The following is a 21,203-nucleotide window of genomic DNA, read 5'->3' on the forward strand; positions in this document are numbered from 1 at the left end:
TTTGTCAGCTTACGCCGCCCTTGGTCAGCTTCAGCGGATCCATCAATTCTTCCAGCCGCTCCCGGTCAAGACCGCTACGCTCTTCCGCAACGTCAATGATCGGCCTTCCGCTCTGATAGGCTTCCTTGGCAATGTCCGAAGCCAGGCTGTAACCGATCTCGGGATTCAAAGCCGTAACCAGGACCGGATTCTTGCCAACCGCTGCATTCAGATGCTCGGTATTCACGGTGAAATCGCGGATCGCCTTGTCGCCCAGCATTGTGGATGCGTTGCTCAGCAGCTCCATCATATCCAGCAGGTTCGCCCCCACCAGCGGCAGCATCACATTGAGCTGGAAGTTTCCGGACTGCCCGGCGATGGCAATGCTGCTGTCCAGGCCCATGACCTGGGCACCTACCATGGCTACGGACTCAGGTATCACCGGGTTCACCTTACCCGGCATGATACTGCTGCCTGGCTGTAGCGCCGGCAGGCTTATTTCAGCCAGACCGTGAATCGGGCCACTGTTCATCCAGCGCAGGTCATTGGCAATTTTGGTGAGCACAATGGCCAGGCCCCGGAGCTGCGACGACAGCGCTACCGGCGCATCAATGGCACTCTGCCCTACAAATTTGTGCTCCAGCGAGTGGAAATGGTAGCCGGTGTTGGATTTGAGGAATTTGACAAACTGCTCCGGGAATTCGTGCAACGCGTTCACACCGGTTCCGACCGCCGTTCCCCCCTGGGGAATCATGAGCAGATCGTCAGCCGCAGAAGCCAGACGCTTCTCTGTTGCCAGCAACTGCTCCCTCCAGGTTCGCAGCTCCTGGCCAAGGGTGACGGGCATTGCATCCATCAGGTGGGTACGACCGGTTTTGACCTGATCTGAATACAGCGCCTCACGCTCGTAAATAACGCCACACAGGTGAGTCATTGCCGGTATCAGGCGTTCGTGAATCCCACTCACGGCGCTGACATGGATCGCCGTGGGAATCACATCGTTGGAGCTCTGGCTCATGTTGACGTGATCGTTGGGGTGGATCTCGACACCCTCCTGCCGGGCCAGTGCGGCGATTACCTCGTTCACGTTCATGTTGGTGCTGGTACCGGAGCCGGTCTGGTAACGATCAACGGGGAACTGGTCAGAGCACTCACCGCTGAGTATGCGATTCCCCGCTGCCACGATGGCATCACGGACCTCGTTGTCCAGCAATCCAAGACTGGCATTGGCGTCAGCTGCCGCCTGTTTTACCCGAACCACCGCAGCAATGAAGGCGGACGGCATGGGCAGGCCACTGACCGGGAAGTTTTCCACCGCTCTCTGGGTCTGGGCTCCCCATAAAGCGTTTTCGGGAACATGAACTTCTCCCAGGCTGTCTTTTTCCGTCCTGAACGTGGTCATGACATTCTCCTCATCGGCCAGACGCGACTATTCGTTGATCGGGGACTTCAGTCTGACATGGTCGCAAATGCCGGTAACCCGATCAAAACTCAGAACCAGAGTGTGAACCGTGTTGGTGCCCTTGTCATGCAAGCGGAATTCAACCCGACCAGGCATTAGAGTGTAGACCGTCAATCCCGTTCAGGGTTCAGGGATGCCAAAAGGCTGGTCAACAGCGCTCTCAGGCGGTTTGGTTTCACCGGCTTGTTGAGGATGGGCAGGTATTGGGCAGTAATCAGCCGGCGGGTGTCATCACTGCGGTCAGCGGTAAGTACTGCTGCAGGGATATCACGATCAAAGTGACGACGCACGGTATGGATTGCCTCGCATCCGGTCAGCTCGTCATCGAGGTGAAAATCCGCGAGGATAATGTCGGTGCTCTGACAGTATTCCATGGCGCTGGCAGCGCTTCCTGCCGTGACTACCTGGCAGCCCCAGCGCGCCAGTAACGCGCGCATACTCTCCTGCACCGGCTCTTCATTGTCGATGACCAGAACCTGCAGCCCTCCAAAGGAAGACGATGCCGGCATTGGTGTTTCCCGGTCGGGAAGTCCGGCAGGCAACTGCGCCACGCTGGTCAGGGGGATAAGAACGCTGAAACAGGAGCCCCTGCCATAGACCGATTCCACCCGGATTTCGCACCGCAGTACCCGGGCCATCCGCTCAACAATGGCCAGTCCAAGGCCAACGCCCTGCCGGCTGCCGCCCTTGGGTAATATCTGTTGAAACTCCCGGAAAATATCCTCGAGCTTCGCCTTTTCGATGCCAATGCCGGTATCCCAGACTCCGATTTCCAGGTTCGGGCCGCGCTTTCGGGCCGCAAACAGGACGCCGCCCTCGGCAGTGTAGCGGAAGGCATTGCTCAACAGGTTTCTGAGTATCCGTGTCAGCATTCGAGGGTCTGTACGGACCCTGCCCACTCCCACCCGTACCCGGAAATTCAGTTCCGCATTTTCAGCTAATGGTTCAAATTCCTCGGCCAGACCCCGCATCAGTGCACCGATGTCGGTGTGGACGTAATCCGCCTGCATGGCTTTCTGGTCCAGCTTGGAAATATCCAGAAGATCCGCCAGCAAATCTTCTGCGCTCTCCAGAGAGCGCTGTACCCGCTGCACGAGGCGGCTTTCGTCCACAGGCAGATTGCTGTCGATCAGGGCGGAGACCAGAAGGCGTGCCGCGTTCAGGGGCTGCAGCAGGTCATGGCTGGCCGCCGCCAGGTACTTGTCCTTGCTTTCATTGGCGTCCCGCGCAGCGTCCACGGCCACAACCAGTTCCTGTTCCACCTTTTCCCGCTGTTCAATCTGGTACCGCAATACCACATTGGCGTTCTGCAGTTCGTCGGTGCGTTCCTCTACCCGGCGCTCCAGATCGGCATTGAGCTGGCGCAGCTTTTCCCGGGCCTGATGGCGTTCGGTAATGTCGGCAACAAACGCCTCAACCACTTCCGGCCCAAGGTCAGGACGCCTCAGCAGTGTAATCGCAACATGCACGGGCGTATTGTCCGCGCGCCTCAGCCGGGCTTCCCGGGCGCTGAGACTGCCGTGATCCAGGAGTTCCTGGCGGATAACGTCAAACTCTCCAGAACTGCAGAACAGCTGCTCCCGCAGGCGAACAACACGGGTTATCAGCTCTTCAACACTGTCATAGCCGCACATACGGGCCATCGCAGGATTGGCGGCCACAAAGCCACCCCTGAGGTTGGCCTGAAAGATACCGTGAAGGGCATTTTCAAACAGCCACTTGTACCGGTTGCGCTCCTTCTCCAGCTCCTCTATGCGGTCCTGGAGCGCCGGATAGTAGTTCTTGCGGACCGACTGGCTGCCAAGGCCGAGCAGATCCCCGATACCATAGCCGGTATCTCCGGAATCAGAGGGCTTCTTCATAGACGACTTCGACATCACGACGGGAAGACTTGCGGGGATTGGTGAGAATGCAGGGATCCTGCAGCGCAAAGCCCGACAGGTAAGGAATGTCCGATGTGGTCACACCCAGCTTGGCCAGTTTCGCCTCCAGACCCACGGCCCGCTTGAGCGTGATGATCCGCTCCATCAGCCGCTGTTTGATGACCGGTTTCGACATCCCCCGGGTGTCAATATCCATGGCCTCGGCCACCCGCCTGAAGCGTTCTTCTGCAGAGGTGTAGTTATAGGCCACCACGTGCTCCAGCAACAGCGCATTACAGAGCCCGTGGGGAAGATCCAGGAAGCCTCCCAGGCTGTGGGACATGGCGTGGACCGCGCCCAGAATTGCATTGGAAAACGCCAGTCCGGCCTGCATGGACGCCAGCATGATCTGCTCACGCAGGTGGGCGTCCGCGGTGTTGAGCACCAGCGGTTCCAGATTTCGGTTGATCAGCCGGATTGCTTCCAGCGCATTGGTATCGGTGAGCGGCCCGCTGCCGGTGGAAACGAAGGCCTCAATGGCGTGCACCAGGGCATCGACACCGGTGCAGGCCGTCAGGAAGCCGTCCATGGTCTCCGTGACTTCCGGATCGATCAGCGCCACATCCGGCACCACCGCCTTGCTGATAATGGAGAATTTGAAGCGCCGGTTGGGGTCGGAAATGATCGCAAACTGGGAAACATCCGCGGAGGTGCCGGCGGTGGTGGGGATCAGGATCATCGGCGGCGACGGCGAGGTGATGGTATCCACGCCCTCAAAATCGAGGATGCTCTGGCCATGGGCGCTGACAATGCCAATCCCCTTGGCGCAGTCCATGGGGCTGCCACCGCCAATGGCAACGATGACATCACACTCGCCGGAGCGGTAAAGCTCTGCGCCGGCCATGACTTCGTCCACTTTGGGGTTGGGCGAGACGCCGGTAAACACCGTGACACGAATGCCGGCTGCCACCAGGATGTCCACGATTTCCGTCACCCAGCCGGCTTTTTCCACGCCGGGGTCCGACACCAGGAACACCTGCCGGGCGCCAAAGTTACTGGCAAAATTGGCCACGGCTTTGCGGGAACCTGCACCAAAAACGATTTCAGGGGAAACAAACTTGCGCAGAGCGGAAATATCGTAGCTCATGGGCGTTCTCTTCGGCGATGCTGTTGTTATTGTAGCGGACTCAAGTCTACCTGAACCGGCGCCCGCCATCATCGCACTTTTGGCTATTCCGCTGATAGAAAGCCAGCAGATTCTCCAGCAACGCTATCTGGTTGTGGCGTTGTCGAAACCCGTGCCCTTCGTCTTCAAACCACCAGAGTTCGACGGCCTGACCCTGCTGCTCAAGCACCCGCACCATTGCCCGAGTCTGCTCGGGCACTACTACCTGGTCCTGTCCACCCTGGAAAAAGATCATCGGCCCGCGTATACGGTGCGCCTGAAGAACAGGGGTGCGCCGCTGCCAGCGCCCGGGAAACTCGGTTGGCGACCCCAGCAGCCAGTCCAGGTAACCTGATTCGAAGCGGTGAGTTACCTCCCGCAAACGGGCAGGATCGCTGACCCCGAACAGGCTCGCACCAGCCCGGAAACGCTGGCTGTGCGTCATGACCATCAGGGCCGTGTAACCTCCTGAACTTCGGCCCTGGATAAACAGGCGATGTGCATCCGCCCGACCGATGGCCACCAGATGATCTGCCGCCCGCTCCATGTCTTCCACGTCGGCCCGGCCCCAGTTGCCGGCCAATGCCTGACGGAAGTCACGACCGAATCCCGCGCTACCGCGGTAATTGACCTCAGCCACCGCGAAACCATGATGGCACCAGAACTGGACCTGGGGATTGAGTACCGGCCACGCAGTCGAGGTAGGGCCGCCGTGAGCGATCAGGATCAAGGGTGGAAATGTACCGTCCGATGCACCATCGATAGGCGGATACAGGAAGCCTGTGACCTCCTCACGCACATGCTGCGACGGAGGAATCCGGAAAATTTCCGGCGCCACTACAGGTGCATCGGTGAACGGTTTTTCACCGCCTGCAAGCGTGCGCACATGGCCCGACTCGAGAGTCAATTCCAGCACCGAGTCCAGCCGGGTGGCGGACCGGGCAACACAGAAGAGTTTGCCACCAAAGACTTCAAGGTGCCGGAAGTCGGTGTAGTCCGTGGCGACCCGGGATAACGGGCTGTCTGCGGCCAATGACAGCCACAGCTCACCCACACCTGACTGGTAACGTGCCCGTGCCCAGCCTCCCCGACCAAGCGGACAGTGGTGGCGCTCACCCAATTGCCAGGGCGCACTGGCGTGATCGGCCGGTGTCTCATCCAGGCAGATCCAGATGGCCTCGCCTTCCACAAAGGAAACCTGCCAGGGCTGCCACCAGCCACCGTGGTCCGACAGTACCTGCAGCTCTTCGCAATCAAATACCGGCTGCTGGACGCTGCCTGCAATGGCTGTGGGCCAGCAACGTGCACGAACCAGCACCCCATCCTCATCGATCTCCGCAGTCCAGAGAACCGATCGCACCCAGGGCATGTCAGGCAACGACCAGCAGACCCAGGCCATTCGCCTGCCGCTGGCCGACAGCGTCGGAGCACTGTAAAAATCCTCACTGTCGTGCAGGGGCAGAATCTTGCTGTTTTCCCGGATCGCCACCAGTTGCTGCTGGCCCGAACTTTCCCGGACGGCCAGAACACGTTGACGGCAGTCATCCCACACCAGCCCGCCAAAACTGGTATCCGGGGCGTTGGTCATGGCGTCCGTGACACCATTATCCGGGTCAATACGATGGATCTGCTGCCCGAAAGCCTCCACTGCAAACAGGTGATCCGGCCCGCCACATAGCGCACCACCGCCGTAGCCATTAACCTGGCTGCGAATACCAAAACCCGGGGGTGTTACCGACTGGGGACCATCTTCAGTGGCCTTTTTGAGCAGATTATTGCCGCTGGCAGGATCAAACTCCAGCCAGAAAATGCCAAGCCGGGACGCTGTTAACCCCGTGCGCTGGATAAACGCCGCGGAAGCCTGCTCGGCAGAAAGCGGCAAGAATGCTGGCTGGTCCGGTGTGTCAGCCCCTGAAGAACAACCGGGAGTTGTCGGTGTTGCGATAGGTCAGCTCCTCCAACCCGGCCGTGGCGTGGTCCGCCGCCTTGCGGGCGGCAAGGATGCGGTCGTGGTGGGGCGACTTGCTGCACACCGGGTCGGCGTTGTCAGCGTTACCGGTCAGCAGGTATGCCTGGCAGCGGCAACCGCCGAAATCCTTGTCTTTTTCATCGCAGGAACGGCAGGGCTCCGGCATCCAGCTATCACCCCGGTAATGATTGAAACCCGGGCTGTCGTACCAGATGGAGTGTAGCGAGGATTCGCGGACATTGGGAAATTCTATGGGCAGCAGCCTTGCGCTGTGACAGGGCAAGGCGGTGCCATCCGGCGCCACCGTCAGGAACAGGCTGCCCCAGCCGTTCATGCAGGCCTTGGGTCGTTCTTCGTAATAGTCCGGTGTGACGAAAATCAGTTTCATGGCCGACCCGCTGGCCGACAGGCGCTCGCGGTAACGGTTCACTTCCGCCTCGGCCTTCTCCAGTTGCGCTTTGGAGGGCATCAGCCCTTCGCGGTTTTCGAAGGCCCAGCCGTAATACTGGCAGGTGGCCAGCTCTACGTAGTCTGCACCCAGCCGTTCGCAAAGGCTGATGATGTCGTCCATCTGGTGGATGTTGTGACGGTGAATCACGAAGTTGAGCACCATCGGGTAGCCCGCTTCTTTTACCGCACGGGCCATGGCCAGTTTCTGGTCGAAGGCCTTGCGGGAACCGGCAACGGCGTTGTTCAGCTCCGGGTCCGAGGCCTGGAAACTCACCTGGATATGGTCCAGACCGGCATCCCGGAAGGCGTTTACCTTCGCTTCCGTGAGTCCCAGCCCCGAGGTGATCAGGTTGGTGTAATAACCCAGCTGCCTTGCCTCGGTGATCAACTCCGGCAGGTCCTGGCGCACCAGCGGCTCGCCGCCGGAGAAGCCCAGTTGCGCCGCCCCCATTTCACGGCCCTGGCGCAGCACCCTGCCCCATTCTTCGGTGGTCAGCTCCTGCTGGGTCTGGGCGAAATCCAGGGGGTTGGAGCAATAGGGGCATTGCAGCGGGCAGCGGTAGGTCAGCTCCGCCAGCAACCATAGCGGCGGGCCGATACCGGGGCGGTCTCCGGTGGGCATGGCATGACGGCCGTTCATGCGAACATTATCCATTGTTGCTGTTCGGCGTCTTTAAGGAACTCGCAGACATCAACCTCAAGCGAACCGGCATCCGGAAACTCCCGCTCCAGGATGGCGACAATATCCGCCACATTGCGCCGGCCATCCACTTCCTTGAGCACCGCGCCGGCACTGCCGTTCAGCCGCACCATTCCCTCCGGGTACAGCAGTACATGGGCACTCTGGGCCGGCTCCCACTGGAAGCGGAACCCCGGGCGCAGTTTTGGTACCTGCTCCATGGACACCGCCATCACAGTCCCCGGTGCCACACTGGCTGGTCGGTGACGGTATGATACGGTGGCGTCTGGTGCTGATAAGCCATAGTCAGGGCATCCAACATCGACCATAAGATATCCAGTTTGAATTGCAGAATTTCCAGGGCACGGGCCTGCTCGGCCGCGGTGATAAAGTGATCCAGGGTAATGCTCAGCCCGTGCTCGACATCGCGGCGGGCTTCCGACAACCGCTTGCGAAAATAGGAGTAACCGTCGGACTTTATCCAGGGATAGTGCTGTGGCCAGCTGTCGAGACGGGACTGATGGATCTCCGGTGCGAACAGTTCGGTCAGTGAGGAGCAGGCGGCTTCCTGCCAGGTCGCGCGACGGGCAAAGTTCAGATAGGCATCCACGGCAAAGCGGACACCCGGCAACACATGGCGCTGATCAATCACTTCCTCGCGGGTCAGTCCCACCGCTTCCGCCAGGCTGAGCCAGGCTTCAATACCGCCTTCGTCATCACTATGGCCATCGTGATCCAGCACCCGCTGCAGCCATAACCGGCGCACCGAGGCATCCGGGCAGTTCGCCATGATGGCGGCATCCTTGCGGGGAATGTTGATCTGGTAGTAGTAACGATTGGCCACCCAGCCGCGAATCTGTTCCGGCGTGCAGTCACCGCCGTACATCGCTTTATGGTACGGATGGTGGATGTGGTAGTACTGGCCTCTGGCCCGCAGGGCCTGTTCGAAATCCTCGCGGTTCATGACCGGGGTCGCGATTGCATTCATGAAGGCACCGCCATATCCAGGTGCATTCCGTCAAAGGACACCTCAATGCCGTGCTTGGACAGCACAGCCCGCTCCGGCGAATCCTCGTTCAGAATGGGGTTGGTGTTGTTGATATGGATAAGAATCTTGCGCTTCGCCGGCATGGTGTCGAGCACCTCGATCATACCGCCAGGGCCACTCTGGGCCAGATGTCCCATTTCCTGACCGGTACGGGTGCCCACTTCGCAACGCAGCATTTCATCGTCGCGCCATACGGTGCCATCAACCAGCAAGGTGTCGGCCTTGCGCATCCACTGCAGAATCTGCTCATCGGGCTGACCCACCCCTGGTGCATACATAACAGTCTCACCACTGCGGGTGTCTTCAATAAACAGGCCGATGTTGTCACCCGGATGCGGGTTGTTACGGCGTGGTGAATAGGGTGGCGCGTTACTGAGCAGCGGAATGGCTGTCAGACGCAGGGATGGTGCACAGGGTATGGTGAAGGACTGCTGGTCGATGCACGGTACTTCGCGCCATTGGGGGCCACCGTTCCAGTGCTGGAGCATGCGGAATAAGGGAAAACCGCTGCTTAGATCTTCATGCACCTGCTCGGTACACCACACGTCCAGCGGCAACCCCTCCCGCAGCATCAGCAGGCCGGTGGTATGGTCCACCTGGCTGTCTATCAACAGCACCGCACCGATACCGGTATCCCGCAGGGCACGGGCCGGCTGCATGGCGTCGAAAGAGGCCAGTTGGGCACGGATATCCGGAGAAGCGTTGCAAAGAATCCAACTAACACCGTCCTCGCTGATGGCGATGGACGACTGGGTACGGGCGCTGGCGTTCAGAGTTCCCTTGCGGAAACCGTCACAATTGGCGCAGTTACAGTTCCACTGGGGGAAGCCTCCCCCGGCTGCGGAACCCAGGATACGAATCTGCATGGTGGGAACTCCGGAAGCAAAACGGCCAGCGCGGACTGGCTGGCCATCTTTTCTCAGCGGTTGGCGAAGTACATGGTGACTTCGAATCCGATCCGCAGGTCTTCATACGCTGGTTTGGTCCACATAATGCTTACCTCTTGTGATGATTGTTGTGGCATTCAGAATCCGTTAACCGTTCTTCCGGCAACTCACTCTCAATGCTACCCAGTCTCCGGATGGTCAAATATGGTACTTTGGCACTGATTTTTGATCGGCCGGGGGCGCGAAATTCATCCTTTCGGACCATCTCTGCAGGCAGAGTCACCTGAACAAAAAAGCCCCGGGAAGGGGCTGAAATGGCAGGAAAACCCATAGCCCCGGCCAGTCGCCGGGAAAATGCACATCCATGTGCTGACTCGCCTCCGGGCCCCGTGTGGATGGGCCCGGGCACAACAATCAATGCTTTGCCAGGTTCAGAAGAAGCCCAGCGGGTTGATGTCGTAGCTGACCAGCAGGTTCTTGGTCTGCTGGTAGTGGTCCAGCGCCATCTTGTGGTTCTCGCGGCCAACACCGGACTTCTTGTAACCACCGAAAGCGGCGTGAGCCGGGTACTGGTGGTAGCAGTTGGTCCATACGCGGCCCGCCTGAATGCCACGACCCATGCGGTAGGCCCGGTTGATGTCGCGGGTCCACAGGCCGGCACCCAGACCAAACTCGGTGTCGTTGGCGATGGCCAGGGCTTCTTCCTCGTCCTTGAAGGTGGTAACACCCACCACCGGGCCGAAGATTTCCTCCTGGAATACACGCATGTCGTTCCTGCCTTTGAGCAGCGTAGGCTGGATATAGAAGCCGTTGTTGTACTCGCCTTCCATTTCCTCGCGACCACCACCGGTCAGCACTTCCGCACCTTCCTGTTTGCCGATATCCAGGTAGGACATGATCTTGTCGAACTGCTCTTTGCTGGCCTGGGCTCCCACCTGCACATCGGTATCCAGAGGATTGCCACGCTTGATGGACTTGGTGCGCTCGACGACCTTTGCCATGAACTCGTCGTACATGTCTTCCTGAATCAGGGCGCGGGACGGGCATGTGCACACCTCACCCTGGTTGAAGAACGCCAGCACCAGGCCTTCCACACACTTGTCGATGAATTCCGGCTCGGCCTGCATCACATCGGAGAAATAGATGTTGGGGGACTTGCCGCCCAGCTCCACCGTGGAGGGAATGATATTCTCGGCGGCACACTTGAGGATGTGGGCACCCACCGGAGTTGAGCCGGTAAACGCGATCTTGGCGATGCGCTTGCTGCTGGCCAGGGCCTGACCGGCCTCGATGCCGTAACCGTTGACAATGTTGATCACGCCCGGGGGCAGCAGGTCGCCGATCAGGTCCATCAGGATCAGGATGCTGGCTGGTGTCTGCTCGGCCGGTTTCATCACGGTGCAGTTACCCGCAGCCAGACAGGGCGCCAGCTTCCACACCGCCATCAGCAGCGGAAAGTTCCAGGGGATGATCTGGCCCACAACGCCCAGAGGCTCGTTGTAATGGTATGCCACGGTGTTGTTATCAATGGCACTGGCAGTGTCTTCCTGGGCACGAATACAACCGGCGAAATAGCGGAAGTGGTCCACCGCCAGCGGAAGGTCGGCGTTAACGGTTTCACGCACCGCCTTGCCGTTGTCCCATGTTTCAGCCACCGCCAGCATCTCGATGTTCTGTTCAATGCGGTCGGCAATTTTCAGCAGAATGTTGGAACGCTCGGTGGTAGAAGTCTTGCCCCAGGCCGGTGCAGCCTTGTGGGCGGCGTCCAGCGCCAGTTCGATATCTTCGGCAGTAGAACGTGGAATTTCACAGATCACATCACCGGTAACCGGAGTGATGTTTTCAAAATATTGGCCATTGGCGGGAGCGACCCACTCACCACCAATAAAGTTTTCGTAACGGGGTTTGAAGGAGACGACGGAGCCTTCCTTTCCTGGTTGTGCGTAGATCATGGTCTCGACCTCTTGTTGTGTTTGTCGAAGGGCAACGCGGCCTTTCGCGTTTACCCACTCAATGTAGACCCCCGAGACGGATAGTTGAATGATTCGATGGAGGTGAAAAACTCCTCCCTTGGTAGTAGATGGCATAAGGCCCGCGCCGGCACTGTCTTCACGTCAAAAACCCATGGCAAATAAATTGTCCACCCTGAACGCATCCGGTTACGCACTAAACTGGTGCGATCGCCCTTTCAGGATGCACCCTCTGCGACCTCGATAAAATAAAAATGTTCAAAAACAGATGGTTATTAATTGGCACGGACTCTGCAAATACGCTCACACGCAGCGAGACGTCGGTTACTGAAACCACAATCAAAGCGCCACAATCTGACCAATGGTCAACTAGGGTTCCGGCCTGCCCTTTTCTTGAGGGGACAACAGGCGACTGGTCCGAGAGTTGACGACCTTTTCCAAGGTTACACGGCGGGACAAAAGCCCGGGAGGATCGTTCAGTTACTGACGCCTCTCGTTTCTTTAACGCCCTAGCCAGGAGGAAAAGGCCATGTCATCCACAGCAGCCACCCTCTACGACGATCTGATTCCCGGCGGATCCCACTGGTCCTTCATCATGCGCCGCGGCCACGTGCTGCGCCTGATTGACGAAACCGGCGGTGCCAACGTCGGCATGCTGATGTACAACCCCGAGAACCCGCTCGAGCGGTACAACATGCCGGACACCCTGAAAAACCAGCACACCTTCCTGCTCACCAAAGGACATGTTCTGCTCTCAGACATGGGCCGGGTGTTCGCCTCGATCATCCGTGACGACCTGGGCTGGCACGATACCGTCAGCGGCACCTGCAACGCCGATCTTGTCCAACAGCGCTGGGGCAAAAAGACCTACCAGCAAGCCCACAACCACTACCATCGAAACGGCTTCAGCAGCTTTCTGAATGAGCTGGCCAAGTATGGCCTGGGCAAGAAAGACCTGACGGCCAACCTGAACTGGTTCAGCAAGGTGCAGACGGACGACAACGGCAACATGGCGTTTGCCAGCGATCACTCGAACGCCGGTGCAACCGTGGACCTGCGTTTCGAAATGGACACCATCGTGGTGCTGCACACCTGCCCGCACCCGATGAATCCGGCCAACGAGTACCCCAGTCATCCCGTGCGTTACCAGCTGTTCAAGGCAGCCCCCGTGACCGATGCCGACCCTTGCAGGCTGTCGTCACCGGAGGCCACCCGCGCCTTCGCCAACACTGCCCTTTATCACCTGTTTCAGTAACGGAGGTCGGACATGATCAAGCAAAGCGCATTGAAACCCGAAAACGCCGCCTTCCGCGAAACCGTACCGGCAGGCGAGTATTTCCTGAAAGTGGTGAAGGCCGGCGAGACCGTCCGCATTCTGGATCTGGAAGGCAACCAGGCGGCCGATACCCTGTTCTACAACGCCCACAATCCCACCGAACGCTACAGCGCGGTGGACACCATCCGCGAGCAGGGCAATGTCTACCTGACTGCCGGCTCGAAGCTGATGTCCTCGGAAAACAACGTGATGCTGGAAATCACCGCTGACACCTGCGGCCGCCACGACACCCTCGGCGGTGCCTGCGCAGCGGAGAGCAACACCACCCGTTACGCCCTGGAAAAAAAGTGCATGCACGCCTGCCGTGACAGCTGGCTGGTGGCGGTGACCGAGCATGAAGAGCTGGGCATGACCAAACGGGACATCACCCACAACATCAACTTTTTCATGAACGTGCCGGTCACCGCTGATGGCGGCCTGACCTTCGAAGACGGTATTTCCGATGCCGGCAAGTACGTGGAGCTGACGGCTGCCATGGACGTGCTGGTGATGATCTCCAACTGCCCGCAGCTGAATAATCCGTGCAACGGCTGGAACCCGACACCGGTCGAGGTGCTGGTATGGAGCTGAGCGGCGCCCTCAATAACCCCGACAAAATCCTGATTGCCAATCGCGGGGCCATCGCCTGCCGGGTCATCCGCACCCTGCGCGAGATGGGCATCACGTCCGTGGCGGTCTACGCCGAAGCAGACGCGGACTCGTTGCATGTGCGACAGGCCGACGAAGCTTACTCGCTGGGTGAGGGCTCGGCCGCAGCCACCTACCTGGATCAGGACAAGCTGTTTGAGGTGATCCGCAAGAGCGGTGCGGGCGCCATCCACCCCGGTTACGGATTTCTCAGCGAGAACGCCGATTTTGCCCGCCGCTGCGATGCCGCAGGCGTGGTATTTCTCGGCCCCACGCCGGAACAGATGGAGCAGTTCGGTCTCAAGCACACCGCCCGGGCCCTGGCACAGGAAGCGGGTGTGCCATTGTTGCCCGGCACGGAGTTACTGACAGACCTGGATGAAGCCCTGGAGGCGGCCGAAACCATCGGCTACCCGGTGATGCTGAAAAGCACCGCCGGCGGTGGCGGCATTGGCATGTCCCGCTGTTACAGCGCCGAGGACCTGGGCAAGACCTTTGAATCGGTACAGCGCCTGAGCCAGAACAACTTCAGCAACGATGGCGTGTTCCTGGAAAAATTCGTGGAACACGCGCGCCATATCGAAGTGCAGCTGTTCGGAGACGGCAAGGGACGAGTGGCTGCCCTGGGCGAACGGGACTGCTCCGCCCAGCGCCGCAACCAGAAGGTGATCGAGGAAGCACCGGCGCCGGGCCTGACCGACGACGTCCGCTCCCGCATGCACAGCACCGCCCGCCAGTTGGGCGAGAGCATTGCCTACCGCAGCGCCGGCACCGTGGAGTTCATCTACGATCCGGATACCACCGAGTTCTACTTCCTGGAGGTGAATACCCGCTTACAGGTAGAGCATGGCGTGACCGAACAGGTTTACGGCGTGGACCTGGTGCGCTGGATGGTGGAACTCGGTGCCGGCACCCTGCCCGATCTGGACGGACTGAGGAGCACGCTTACCGCCTCCGGCCACGCCATACAGGCGCGCATCTATGCCGAGGATCCCAACAAGGATTTCCAGCCCGGGGCGGGCCTGCTCACCAATGTGGTCTGGCCCGAGGACGACGCCCTGCGTATCGATACCTGGATACAGCCGGGCACGGAAGTATCGCCCCTTTACGATCCCATGCTCGCCAAGGTGATTGTGCACGAGCAGGATCGGGAATTGGCCCGTCAGCGGTTGATGCAGGCCCTCGACGACAGCCAGCTCTATGGCATCGAGACCAACCTCAAGTACGTGCGCCAGGTGCTGGATGACCCGCGTTTCTTGGAAGGCCGCCTGTTCACCCGCACTCTCAATGAATTCAACTACCAGCCAGCCACCGTAGACGTGCTTAGTGGCGGCACCATGACGACCATCCAGGATTACCCCGGGCGGATCGGCTACTGGGAAATCGGTGTACCACCCTCCGGCCCTTTCGACAGCTACTCGTTCCGGCTCGGTAACCGGCTGCTGGGCAACCCGGAAAAAGCGCCGGGCCTGGAAATCACCCTCAAGGGGCCGGTGCTCAGCTTTAATCGGGCCACCCAGATTGTGCTCACCGGCGCACCGCTGAACGCCACCCTGAACGATGGGCCGGTCGGTTTCTGGCAGGTGATTGACGTGCCCGCCGGTGCCACCCTGAAACTCAGCGCCACCACCGGCGATGGTGCCCGGGCCTACGTGCTGTTCCGCGGCGGACTGGACTGCCCGCAATACCTCACCTCCTGCAGTACCTTTACCCTTGGCCAGTTCGGCGGGCATTGCGGCCGCGCCCTGCTGGCGGGAGATGTGCTGGGGTTGAGCGACACCAGGCCGATTGCTGCGACTACCCTGTCCAACGAGCTGAAACCGACCATCGGCAAAACCTGGAAACTGCACGTAACCTATGGCCCCCACGGGGCGCCGGATTATTTCACCGGCCAGGACATCGACACCTTCTTTCGCAGCGAGTGGGAAATCCACTACAACTCCAGCCGCACCGGCGTTCGACTCATTGGCCCGAAACCGGAATGGGCCCGCAGCGATGGCGGTGAAGCCGGCATGCACCCCTCCAACATCCACGACAACGCCTATGCGGTAGGCACCGTGGATTTCACCGGCGACATGCCGGTGATCCTCGGCCCCGATGGCCCCAGCCTGGGCGGTTTTGTCTGCCCGGTCACCGTCATCAGCGCCGACCTCTGGAAACTGGGCCAGCTCAAGGCCGGCGACAAGGTGCAGTTCGTGCCGGTCAGCCAGGATCAGGCGGTTGCCCTGCGGGAAGCGCTGGATGAATCCGTGGCCACGCTGACGGCTGCCACCGCGCACATCACGCCCATCACGCCGACAACCCCGATTCTGGATTCGCTCAGCAACACCAACCATGAAACCGGCGTGGTCTACCGGGCCGCCGGTGACAACTACGTGCTGGTGGAATACGGTCCCATGGAGCTGGATATCCGCCTGCGCTTCCGCGCCCACGCCCTGATGCTGTGGCTGCGGGAACAGAACCACGACGCCATTCTGGAACTGACACCGGGCATCCGCTCCCTGCAGGTTCATTACGACAGCCAGCAACTGAACCAGCGCACCCTGCTGGACCTGCTGATCAGTGCCGAAAAGGAACTGGAAAAGCAGCCGGAATGGGACGTGCCCGCACGCATCGTGCATCTGCCCCTGTCCTGGGATGACGAGGCCTGCCAGACCGCCATCGCCAAATACATGCAGTCGGTGCGCAAGGACGCCCCCTGGTGCCCGAGCAACCTGGAGTTCATCCGCCGCATCAACGGGCTTGACAGCATCGACGAGGTCAAAAAGACGGTGTTCGAGTCAAGCTACCTGGTGATGGGCCTGGGTGATGTGTATCTGGGTGCGCCGGTGGCCACACCGCTGGATCCTCGTCATCGCCTGGTGACCACCAAGTACAACCCCGCCCGCACCTGGACCGCGGAAAACTCCGTGGGCATCGGTGGCGCCTACCTGTGCATCTACGGCATGGAAGGGCCCGGCGGCTACCAGTTTGTCGGCCGTACGCTGCAGATGTGGAATCGTTACCGCACCACAGACTTTTTCGAGGAAGGCAAGCCGTGGTTACTCAGGTTCTTCGACCAGGTGCGCTTCTACGAAGTCAGCGCCGAAGAACTGCAACAGATCCGCCGGGACTTCCCCAACGGGGATTACCCGATCCGCGTTGAGGAAACCCGCTTCAACCTGAAGGACTACGAACAGTTCCTGGCCGACAACAACGACGAAATAACGACCTTCACCAACAAACGCAAACAGGCCTTCGATGAGGAGCTGCAGCGCTGGATCGAATCCGGCCAGATCAATTTCAGTTCCGAAGCGCCTATTGAAGACACCGGCGAGGACGATATCGCCAACCTGCCGGCGGGCCAGCACGCAGTGGAAAGCCATGTGGCCGGCAATCTCTGGGAATGTCTGGTCAAGCCAGGCGACACCATAGAGGCCCAGCGCCCGGTGGCGGTCGTCGAATCCATGAAGATGGAAATTGAATTACTGAGCCCGGTTGCCGGTCGCGTGGTGGATGTGCGACGGGAAGCGGGCCAGGCGGTCTCACCGGGAACACCGGTGGTGATCGTGGAAGAGATCACCGAGTAATGCCAACAACTTGTATATAAAAAAACCAGATCTACCAACACGGGCAACACCCGAGGAGAGATACCATGAAAACATCTGACCTGAACAAACGTCTGGCGGCCGGCCTGCTGACCGCCTCCCTGTCCATGGGCGCCCTCGCCGAGGAGAAGGATTCCTTTAGCATCGCCTGGACCATCTACGCCGGATGGGTGCCCTGGCAGTACGCCGAAGACTACGGAATCATGAAGAAGTGGGCCGACAAGTACGATATCGAGGTGGATATCGTGCAGGTCAACGACTACATCGAGTCCATCAACCAGTACACCGCCGGCCAGTTTGATGGCGTGGTCGCCACCAGCATGGACGGCCTGTCGATCCCGGCAGCCTCGGGCCTGGATACCACCGCGCTGATCGTCGGTGACTATTCAAACGCCAATGACGGCCTGGTGTCCAAGGATGCAACCTCCATTGAAGAGCTGGAGGGTGAGACGGTTCACCTGGTAGAGCTGTCTGTATCCCACTACCTGCTGGTGAGGGCGCTGGATAGCGTTGGCCTGGAAGAGCGGGATATCAGCGTGGTGAACATTTCCGACGCGGACCTGGTTTCTGCCTTCCAGACCGACGATGTTCGCCATGTCGCGACCTGGAACCCGCTGCTGACCGAAGTCGCCAACTACCCTGGTGCGACGCAGCTGTTCGATTCCAGCCAGATTCCTGGCCACATCAAGGACCTGACGCTGGTTAACTCCGAGACACTCGAGGACAACCCGAAACTGGGCAAGGCGTTGGTCGGTGCCTGGTATGAAACCATGGGCATTCTTGCGTCAGACAGTGAAGAAGGCGAAGAGGCCCGCGCGTTCCTCGGGGAGATTTCCGGTACCGACCAGGCCGGTTATGAGGCGCAGCTGGCTGGCATGAAGATGTTCTGGGAGCCGGAGAATTCAGTGGAGTTTATCCGCAGCGATGAAGCCCGCGAGGCCATGGACAGCGTTCGTCAGTTCTCCTTCGACAAGGGGCTGCTGGGCCAGGGTGCCATGAGCCCGGACTTTGTCGGTATCGAGTTTCCGGATGGTTCCATCATGGGTGACGAGGGCAACGTGAAGCTGCGGTTTAACGACAGCTACATGCAGATGGCGGCTGACGACGAGATCTGATGATCTGTTTACTTGCCTGATTGGTTACCGAAGGGCACGATACTCGTGCCCTTTTTTGTTGGCTTTAGAGCCAGAATTTCAACCTTTGGAAGGGTTGCTGGGGGTACGGTGTTCCAAAACACGCTCCTTCGGCACATCCATGTGACGCTTGGACTCCGCCATCCATGGCTCCGTACAGTTTTGGAACACCGTACCCCCAGCAACCGTCGGATTTGGCAGTTAACCGGAGATTTGAACACCTATGCGTCGTACCAAGGAAGATGCTGAGAAGACACGCCAGACGGTGCTGGAAGCTGCGTTGAAACTGTTCAGTCGGGACGGCTATTCCCTCACCACCCTGAGCCGTATTGCCAAAGAAGCCGGTTGTAGCCGGGGGCCAATTTACTGGCATTTTCAGAACAAGGATGATCTGTACGAAGCGGTGCTCGCCTATTCCCAGGAACCGTTGGAAGCACTGGTGGCCGAGTGCGCAGGTATGCGGGATACCCCGATCGAAGCGATGGACCGGTTTATCGAGCAATGGCTGGGGCTGCTGGTTAATAACAGGCAATACCGACAGTCGTTCGAGATTCTGCTGAACAAAACCGAACTGACCGACGCCATGAGCCGGACGCTGAAGCGGGAGCGGGCGCTGACGAAGTCGGTTATCCGGTTGTTTCAGGATCTGGTTGAGCAGGCGGTAAACCAGGGCCTGATCACAACGAATGAAAACTCTGAAGACCTGGGTTTATTGAGTTATACCTACCTGATGGGCATCACTCAGACCTGGCTTTTCACGCCGAAACTGTTTTCATTAAAACAGGAAATACCGTTTTTCCAACGACAGTTCTGGGCGTTACTCGGAAAGAAATAACGATACCAGCGCAATTGGCAGTTTCAGGCAATACCAGAGTAGCGATGTCGGGAGGGGCCGTTCTCAGGGGATGTCGAAAACATGGATGTTTTCGTCAAGCGTACAGGGATGTATTTACAGCGTGCCCCTGAGAACGGCCCCTCCCGACAGCGCGGGCACGACAACGCTCCCAAAAAGTCAGAACATCTTCAGATAACGCTCAACTTCCCACTCAGACACATGGTTCTGGTAGCTCTCCCACTCGCCTTTCTTGTACTCCACGAAACTGTTGAACATCGCCTCCCCAAACACCTCTTTGGCCAGTGGGTCTGCCTCGAAAGCCTCCACTGCCTCACCCAGATTCCGGGGCAGGTATTCGATACCACGCTCGGCAATTTCTGCGTCGCTGTAGTTGTACATGTTCTCGTGATGGGGCGCACCGGCGTCCAGGCCTTCGCGAATGCCTCCCAGACCGGCGGCCAGAATCAGGGCGCTGCCGAGGTAGGGGTTGCAGGCAATATCCGCAGCGCGGCACTCAATGCGACCGCCCATTCCAGGGATGCGGATCATGTTGGTGCGGTTGTTGGAGCCGTAACACATGAACACCGGCGCCCAGGTGGAACCGGACATGCTGCCCTGGCGCACCAGGCGTTTGTAGCTGTTGACCGTGGGGGCGATGACGGCACTGATGGCAGCACCGTGCTTCAGTACACCGGCGGTGAAATGGTAGGCGATCTTGCTGATGCCACAGTTATGCAGGTCGTCACCGTCGGGCTCGAACAGATTCTTACCGGTTTTGATGTCTGCCAGGGACATATTGTAATGGGCGCCGCTGCCGGTGCGGTCGGCGAAAGGCTTGGGCATGAAGCTGGCGAAGGCACCGTGCTTGCGAGCGATTTCGTTGGCCATCATGCGAAAGAACACCAGGCGGTCGGCCATGGTCAGACCATCGGCGTATTTGAAGTCGGTTTCGAACTGACCGTTGGCATCTTCGTGATCGAAGGAATAGACATCCCAGCCCAGCTCGTTCATGGCATCCACCAGCTCGTCCACGATAGGGAGGTTGTCCATCAGGGTGCGTGGGTCGTAGCAGGGTTTGCCGAGGATATCGCGATCACTCAGGGGCGCGAAGCCACCGTCTTCGGTGTCGCGTAACAGGAAAAACTCGGTCTCGATGCCCAGGTTGAAGCGATAGCCCATGCCGGCAGCCGCATCCAGCTGGCGACGGAGGATGTTGCGGGAGCAGGCCTCAAAAGGTGCACCATTCAGGTACAGGTTGCCGGGAAACCACGCCAGTTGGCGGTTCCAGGGGCAGATTGCCACGCCATCGGCATCCGGCATCGCAGCCACTTCGTCGTCAGAGATGTCCTGGGGCACGCCGTCCAGGGCAGCCCCCGTGTATAACTCGGAGCCTTCCATCATCTGGCCAAGGTGTGCAACAGGCACAAACTTGCCTTTGCTGATGCCATGGATATCCACGTAGCTGGCGATGGCGTATTTGACGCCGGCATCCGCGAGCTTCTGTTTCAGGGCCTGCTTGTTGGTCAGGTCAGTCATCTTGATTCCTCTTTTCTGGCACGTTTCTTTCTACAGCTTTGCCATTCAACTTACATGCCAGTGTGTATATATAATCAACCAAAGGTCGATCCAGAACCTGGAAACAAGTCGGAAAGAGAGGGCAGAAATGACGGTAAAGCAGTGGCTTAAAGATGAGTTCGAGGCAGGCGACCTGCCCCTTTCCAGCGGTGAAACCCTGAATTCGGCCCGCCTGCACTACCACCAGATCGGGGAACTGAACGCACCAAAAGACAACCTGATCCTGTTACCCACGTACTATGGTGGTGCAGCTGCGGGCAATCATCCCTGGGCTGGCGGCGACAGCCCGCTGGATCCCGACAGGTACTGCATTGTCATCCCCTCAATGCTCGGTGCCGGGGAGTCATCCTCGCCGTCCAACTCCCGTGGACAGCAGGCTGGCCCCGACTTTCCCGCCATCAGTCTTTACGACAATGTGATGCTGCAGAAACGCCTGGTGGATGATGTGTTCGGTGGTGCCAGCATTGCCCTGGCGATGGGCTGGTCCATGGGCGGTATGCAGGCGCTCCAGTGGGGGTGCCTGTACCCGGAAAAGGTTCGTGCAGTGGTGGCCACCTGCTGCACCGCACGCTGCCATCCCCATAACCGGGTATTTCTGGAAGGGGTAAAAGCAGCGCTCACCTGTGACCGGGCCTTTCA

General features: G+C 59.3%; 17 protein-coding genes and 1 riboswitch. Of the genes, 6 read left to right on the top strand and 11 right to left on the bottom strand.

Translation table 11 applies throughout. The features are described 5' to 3' along the window. Nucleotides 1-4: 4 nt before the first annotated feature. The 10 genes from ACESMB_RS02510 to ACESMB_RS02555 all read right to left on the bottom strand — a co-directional run bounded on the left by ACESMB_RS02510 (nt 5) and on the right by ACESMB_RS02555 (nt 11,453). Nucleotides 5-1,381: a class II fumarate hydratase gene (locus tag ACESMB_RS02510; protein ID WP_372926355.1), complete on the bottom strand. Its 1,377-nt coding sequence runs from the start codon at nt 1,379-1,381 to the stop codon at nt 5-7. 170 nt (nt 1,382-1,551) lie between these two features. Then, nucleotides 1,552-3,303 carry an ATP-binding protein gene (locus tag ACESMB_RS02515; RefSeq protein WP_372970839.1) on the bottom strand — a complete coding sequence of 584 codons (1,752 nt, stop codon included), beginning with the start codon at nt 3,301-3,303 and terminating at the stop codon, nt 1,552-1,554. Continuing rightward, nucleotides 3,287-4,450: an alcohol dehydrogenase-like regulatory protein ErcA gene (ercA, locus tag ACESMB_RS02520; RefSeq protein ID WP_372926353.1), complete on the bottom strand. Its 1,164-nt coding sequence runs from the start codon at nt 4,448-4,450 to the stop codon at nt 3,287-3,289. Before ercA ends, ACESMB_RS02515 begins: the two co-directional genes overlap by 17 nt. Nucleotides 4,451-4,496: 46 nt before the next feature. Continuing rightward, nucleotides 4,497-6,350, bottom strand: coding sequence for an alpha/beta hydrolase family protein (locus ACESMB_RS02525; protein WP_372926352.1), 1,854 nt, complete (start codon nt 6,348-6,350; stop codon nt 4,497-4,499). Nucleotides 6,351-6,372: 22 nt separating this feature from the next. Then, entirely contained in the window at nt 6,373-7,527 is a 1,155-nt protein-coding gene (gene pqqE, locus ACESMB_RS02530) for a pyrroloquinoline quinone biosynthesis protein PqqE (RefSeq protein ID WP_372926351.1), read from the bottom strand. Beyond that, complete coding sequence (gene pqqD / locus ACESMB_RS02535; RefSeq protein WP_372970840.1) at nt 7,524-7,799, bottom strand: pyrroloquinoline quinone biosynthesis peptide chaperone PqqD; 276 nt, start codon at nt 7,797-7,799, stop codon at nt 7,524-7,526. Before pqqD ends, pqqE begins: the two co-directional genes overlap by 4 nt. Then, nucleotides 7,799-8,554 carry a pyrroloquinoline-quinone synthase PqqC gene (pqqC, locus tag ACESMB_RS02540; protein ID WP_372926349.1) on the bottom strand — a complete coding sequence of 252 codons (756 nt, stop codon included), beginning with the start codon at nt 8,552-8,554 and terminating at the stop codon, nt 7,799-7,801. The genes pqqD and pqqC overlap by 1 nt, the downstream gene beginning before the upstream one ends. Next, nucleotides 8,551-9,480 (bottom strand): pyrroloquinoline quinone biosynthesis protein PqqB, encoded by a 930-nt coding sequence (gene pqqB, locus ACESMB_RS02545; RefSeq protein ID WP_372970841.1) that lies wholly within the window; start codon nt 9,478-9,480, stop codon nt 8,551-8,553. The genes pqqC and pqqB overlap by 4 nt, the downstream gene beginning before the upstream one ends. Before the next feature lie 53 nt (nt 9,481-9,533). After that, complete coding sequence (gene pqqA / locus ACESMB_RS02550; protein ID WP_007153157.1) at nt 9,534-9,605, bottom strand: pyrroloquinoline quinone precursor peptide PqqA; 72 nt, start codon at nt 9,603-9,605, stop codon at nt 9,534-9,536. A 327-nt stretch (nt 9,606-9,932) separates the two neighbouring features. Further along, entirely contained in the window at nt 9,933-11,453 is a 1,521-nt protein-coding gene (locus ACESMB_RS02555; RefSeq protein ID WP_372926347.1) for an aldehyde dehydrogenase family protein, read from the bottom strand. Between the two features lie 376 nt (nt 11,454-11,829). Further along, nucleotides 11,830-11,943: riboswitch (guanidine-I (ykkC/yxkD leader) on the top strand. A gap of 57 nt (nt 11,944-12,000) precedes the next feature. On the opposite strand from ACESMB_RS02555, the gene ACESMB_RS02560 reads away from it, so the two are divergent. The 5 genes from ACESMB_RS02560 (at nt 12,001) to ACESMB_RS02580 (ending at nt 18,989) form a co-directional block, all read left to right on the top strand. Then, nucleotides 12,001-12,726, top strand: a complete 726-nt coding sequence (locus ACESMB_RS02560; RefSeq protein ID WP_372926346.1) for an urea amidolyase associated protein UAAP1 — start codon at nt 12,001-12,003, stop codon at nt 12,724-12,726. Between the two features lie 12 nt (nt 12,727-12,738). After that, nucleotides 12,739-13,377: an urea amidolyase associated protein UAAP2 gene (locus ACESMB_RS02565; RefSeq protein WP_372926345.1), complete on the top strand. Its 639-nt coding sequence runs from the start codon at nt 12,739-12,741 to the stop codon at nt 13,375-13,377. Beyond that, nucleotides 13,368-17,003, top strand: a complete 3,636-nt coding sequence (uca, locus tag ACESMB_RS02570) for an urea carboxylase (RefSeq protein WP_372970842.1) — start codon at nt 13,368-13,370, stop codon at nt 17,001-17,003. Before ACESMB_RS02565 ends, uca begins: the two co-directional genes overlap by 10 nt. 65 nt (nt 17,004-17,068) lie before the next feature. Beyond that, the gene (locus tag ACESMB_RS02575; RefSeq protein WP_372970843.1) at nt 17,069-18,136 is read left to right on the top strand and encodes a putative urea ABC transporter substrate-binding protein; all 1,068 of its coding nucleotides are present in this window, start codon (nt 17,069-17,071) and stop codon (nt 18,134-18,136) included. Between the two features lie 241 nt (nt 18,137-18,377). Then, nucleotides 18,378-18,989 (top strand): TetR family transcriptional regulator, encoded by a 612-nt coding sequence (locus ACESMB_RS02580; RefSeq protein ID WP_372970844.1) that lies wholly within the window; start codon nt 18,378-18,380, stop codon nt 18,987-18,989. A 177-nt stretch (nt 18,990-19,166) separates the two neighbouring features. Here ACESMB_RS02580 and glnT read toward each other — a convergent pair whose 3' ends face one another. Continuing rightward, a complete protein-coding gene (gene glnT / locus ACESMB_RS02585) occupies nt 19,167-20,525 on the bottom strand; it encodes a type III glutamate--ammonia ligase (protein WP_372970845.1) in 1,359 nt (452 codons plus the stop codon). Between the two features lie 127 nt (nt 20,526-20,652). Between glnT and ACESMB_RS02590 the strand changes: the two genes are divergently transcribed. Beyond that, nucleotides 20,653-21,203 (top strand): alpha/beta fold hydrolase (locus tag ACESMB_RS02590; RefSeq protein WP_372970846.1); only part of this gene is annotated, 551 nt, incomplete at its 3' end.

It is taken from the genome of Marinobacter sp. (genome assembly GCF_041686475.1).
Taxonomy (GTDB): domain Bacteria; phylum Pseudomonadota; class Gammaproteobacteria; order Pseudomonadales; family Oleiphilaceae; genus Marinobacter.

Bases quoted from the DNA above. Each gene is read 5' to 3' on its own strand.
- ACESMB_RS02510 (WP_372926355.1), bottom strand. From the start codon at position 1,381: ATGACCACGTTCAGGACGGAAAAAGACAGCCTGGGAGAAGTTCATGTT.
- ACESMB_RS02515 (WP_372970839.1), bottom strand. From the start codon at position 3,303: ATGAAGAAGCCCTCTGATTCCGGAGATACCGGCTATGGTATCGGGGAT.
- ercA (WP_372926353.1), bottom strand. From the start codon at position 4,450: ATGAGCTACGATATTTCCGCTCTGCGCAAGTTTGTTTCCCCTGAAATC.
- pqqE (WP_372926351.1), bottom strand. From the start codon at position 7,527: ATGAACGGCCGTCATGCCATGCCCACCGGAGACCGCCCCGGTATCGGC.
- pqqD (WP_372970840.1), bottom strand. From the start codon at position 7,799: ATGGCGGTGTCCATGGAGCAGGTACCAAAACTGCGCCCGGGGTTCCGC.
- pqqC (WP_372926349.1), bottom strand. From the start codon at position 8,554: ATGAATGCAATCGCGACCCCGGTCATGAACCGCGAGGATTTCGAACAG.
- pqqB (WP_372970841.1), bottom strand. From the start codon at position 9,480: ATGCAGATTCGTATCCTGGGTTCCGCAGCCGGGGGAGGCTTCCCCCAG.
- ACESMB_RS02555 (WP_372926347.1), bottom strand. From the start codon at position 11,453: ATGATCTACGCACAACCAGGAAAGGAAGGCTCCGTCGTCTCCTTCAAA.
- ACESMB_RS02560 (WP_372926346.1), top strand. From the start codon at position 12,001: ATGTCATCCACAGCAGCCACCCTCTACGACGATCTGATTCCCGGCGGA.
- ACESMB_RS02565 (WP_372926345.1), top strand. From the start codon at position 12,739: ATGATCAAGCAAAGCGCATTGAAACCCGAAAACGCCGCCTTCCGCGAA.
- uca (WP_372970842.1), top strand. From the start codon at position 13,368: ATGGAGCTGAGCGGCGCCCTCAATAACCCCGACAAAATCCTGATTGCC.
- ACESMB_RS02575 (WP_372970843.1), top strand. From the start codon at position 17,069: ATGAAAACATCTGACCTGAACAAACGTCTGGCGGCCGGCCTGCTGACC.
- ACESMB_RS02580 (WP_372970844.1), top strand. From the start codon at position 18,378: ATGCGTCGTACCAAGGAAGATGCTGAGAAGACACGCCAGACGGTGCTG.
- glnT (WP_372970845.1), bottom strand. From the start codon at position 20,525: ATGACTGACCTGACCAACAAGCAGGCCCTGAAACAGAAGCTCGCGGAT.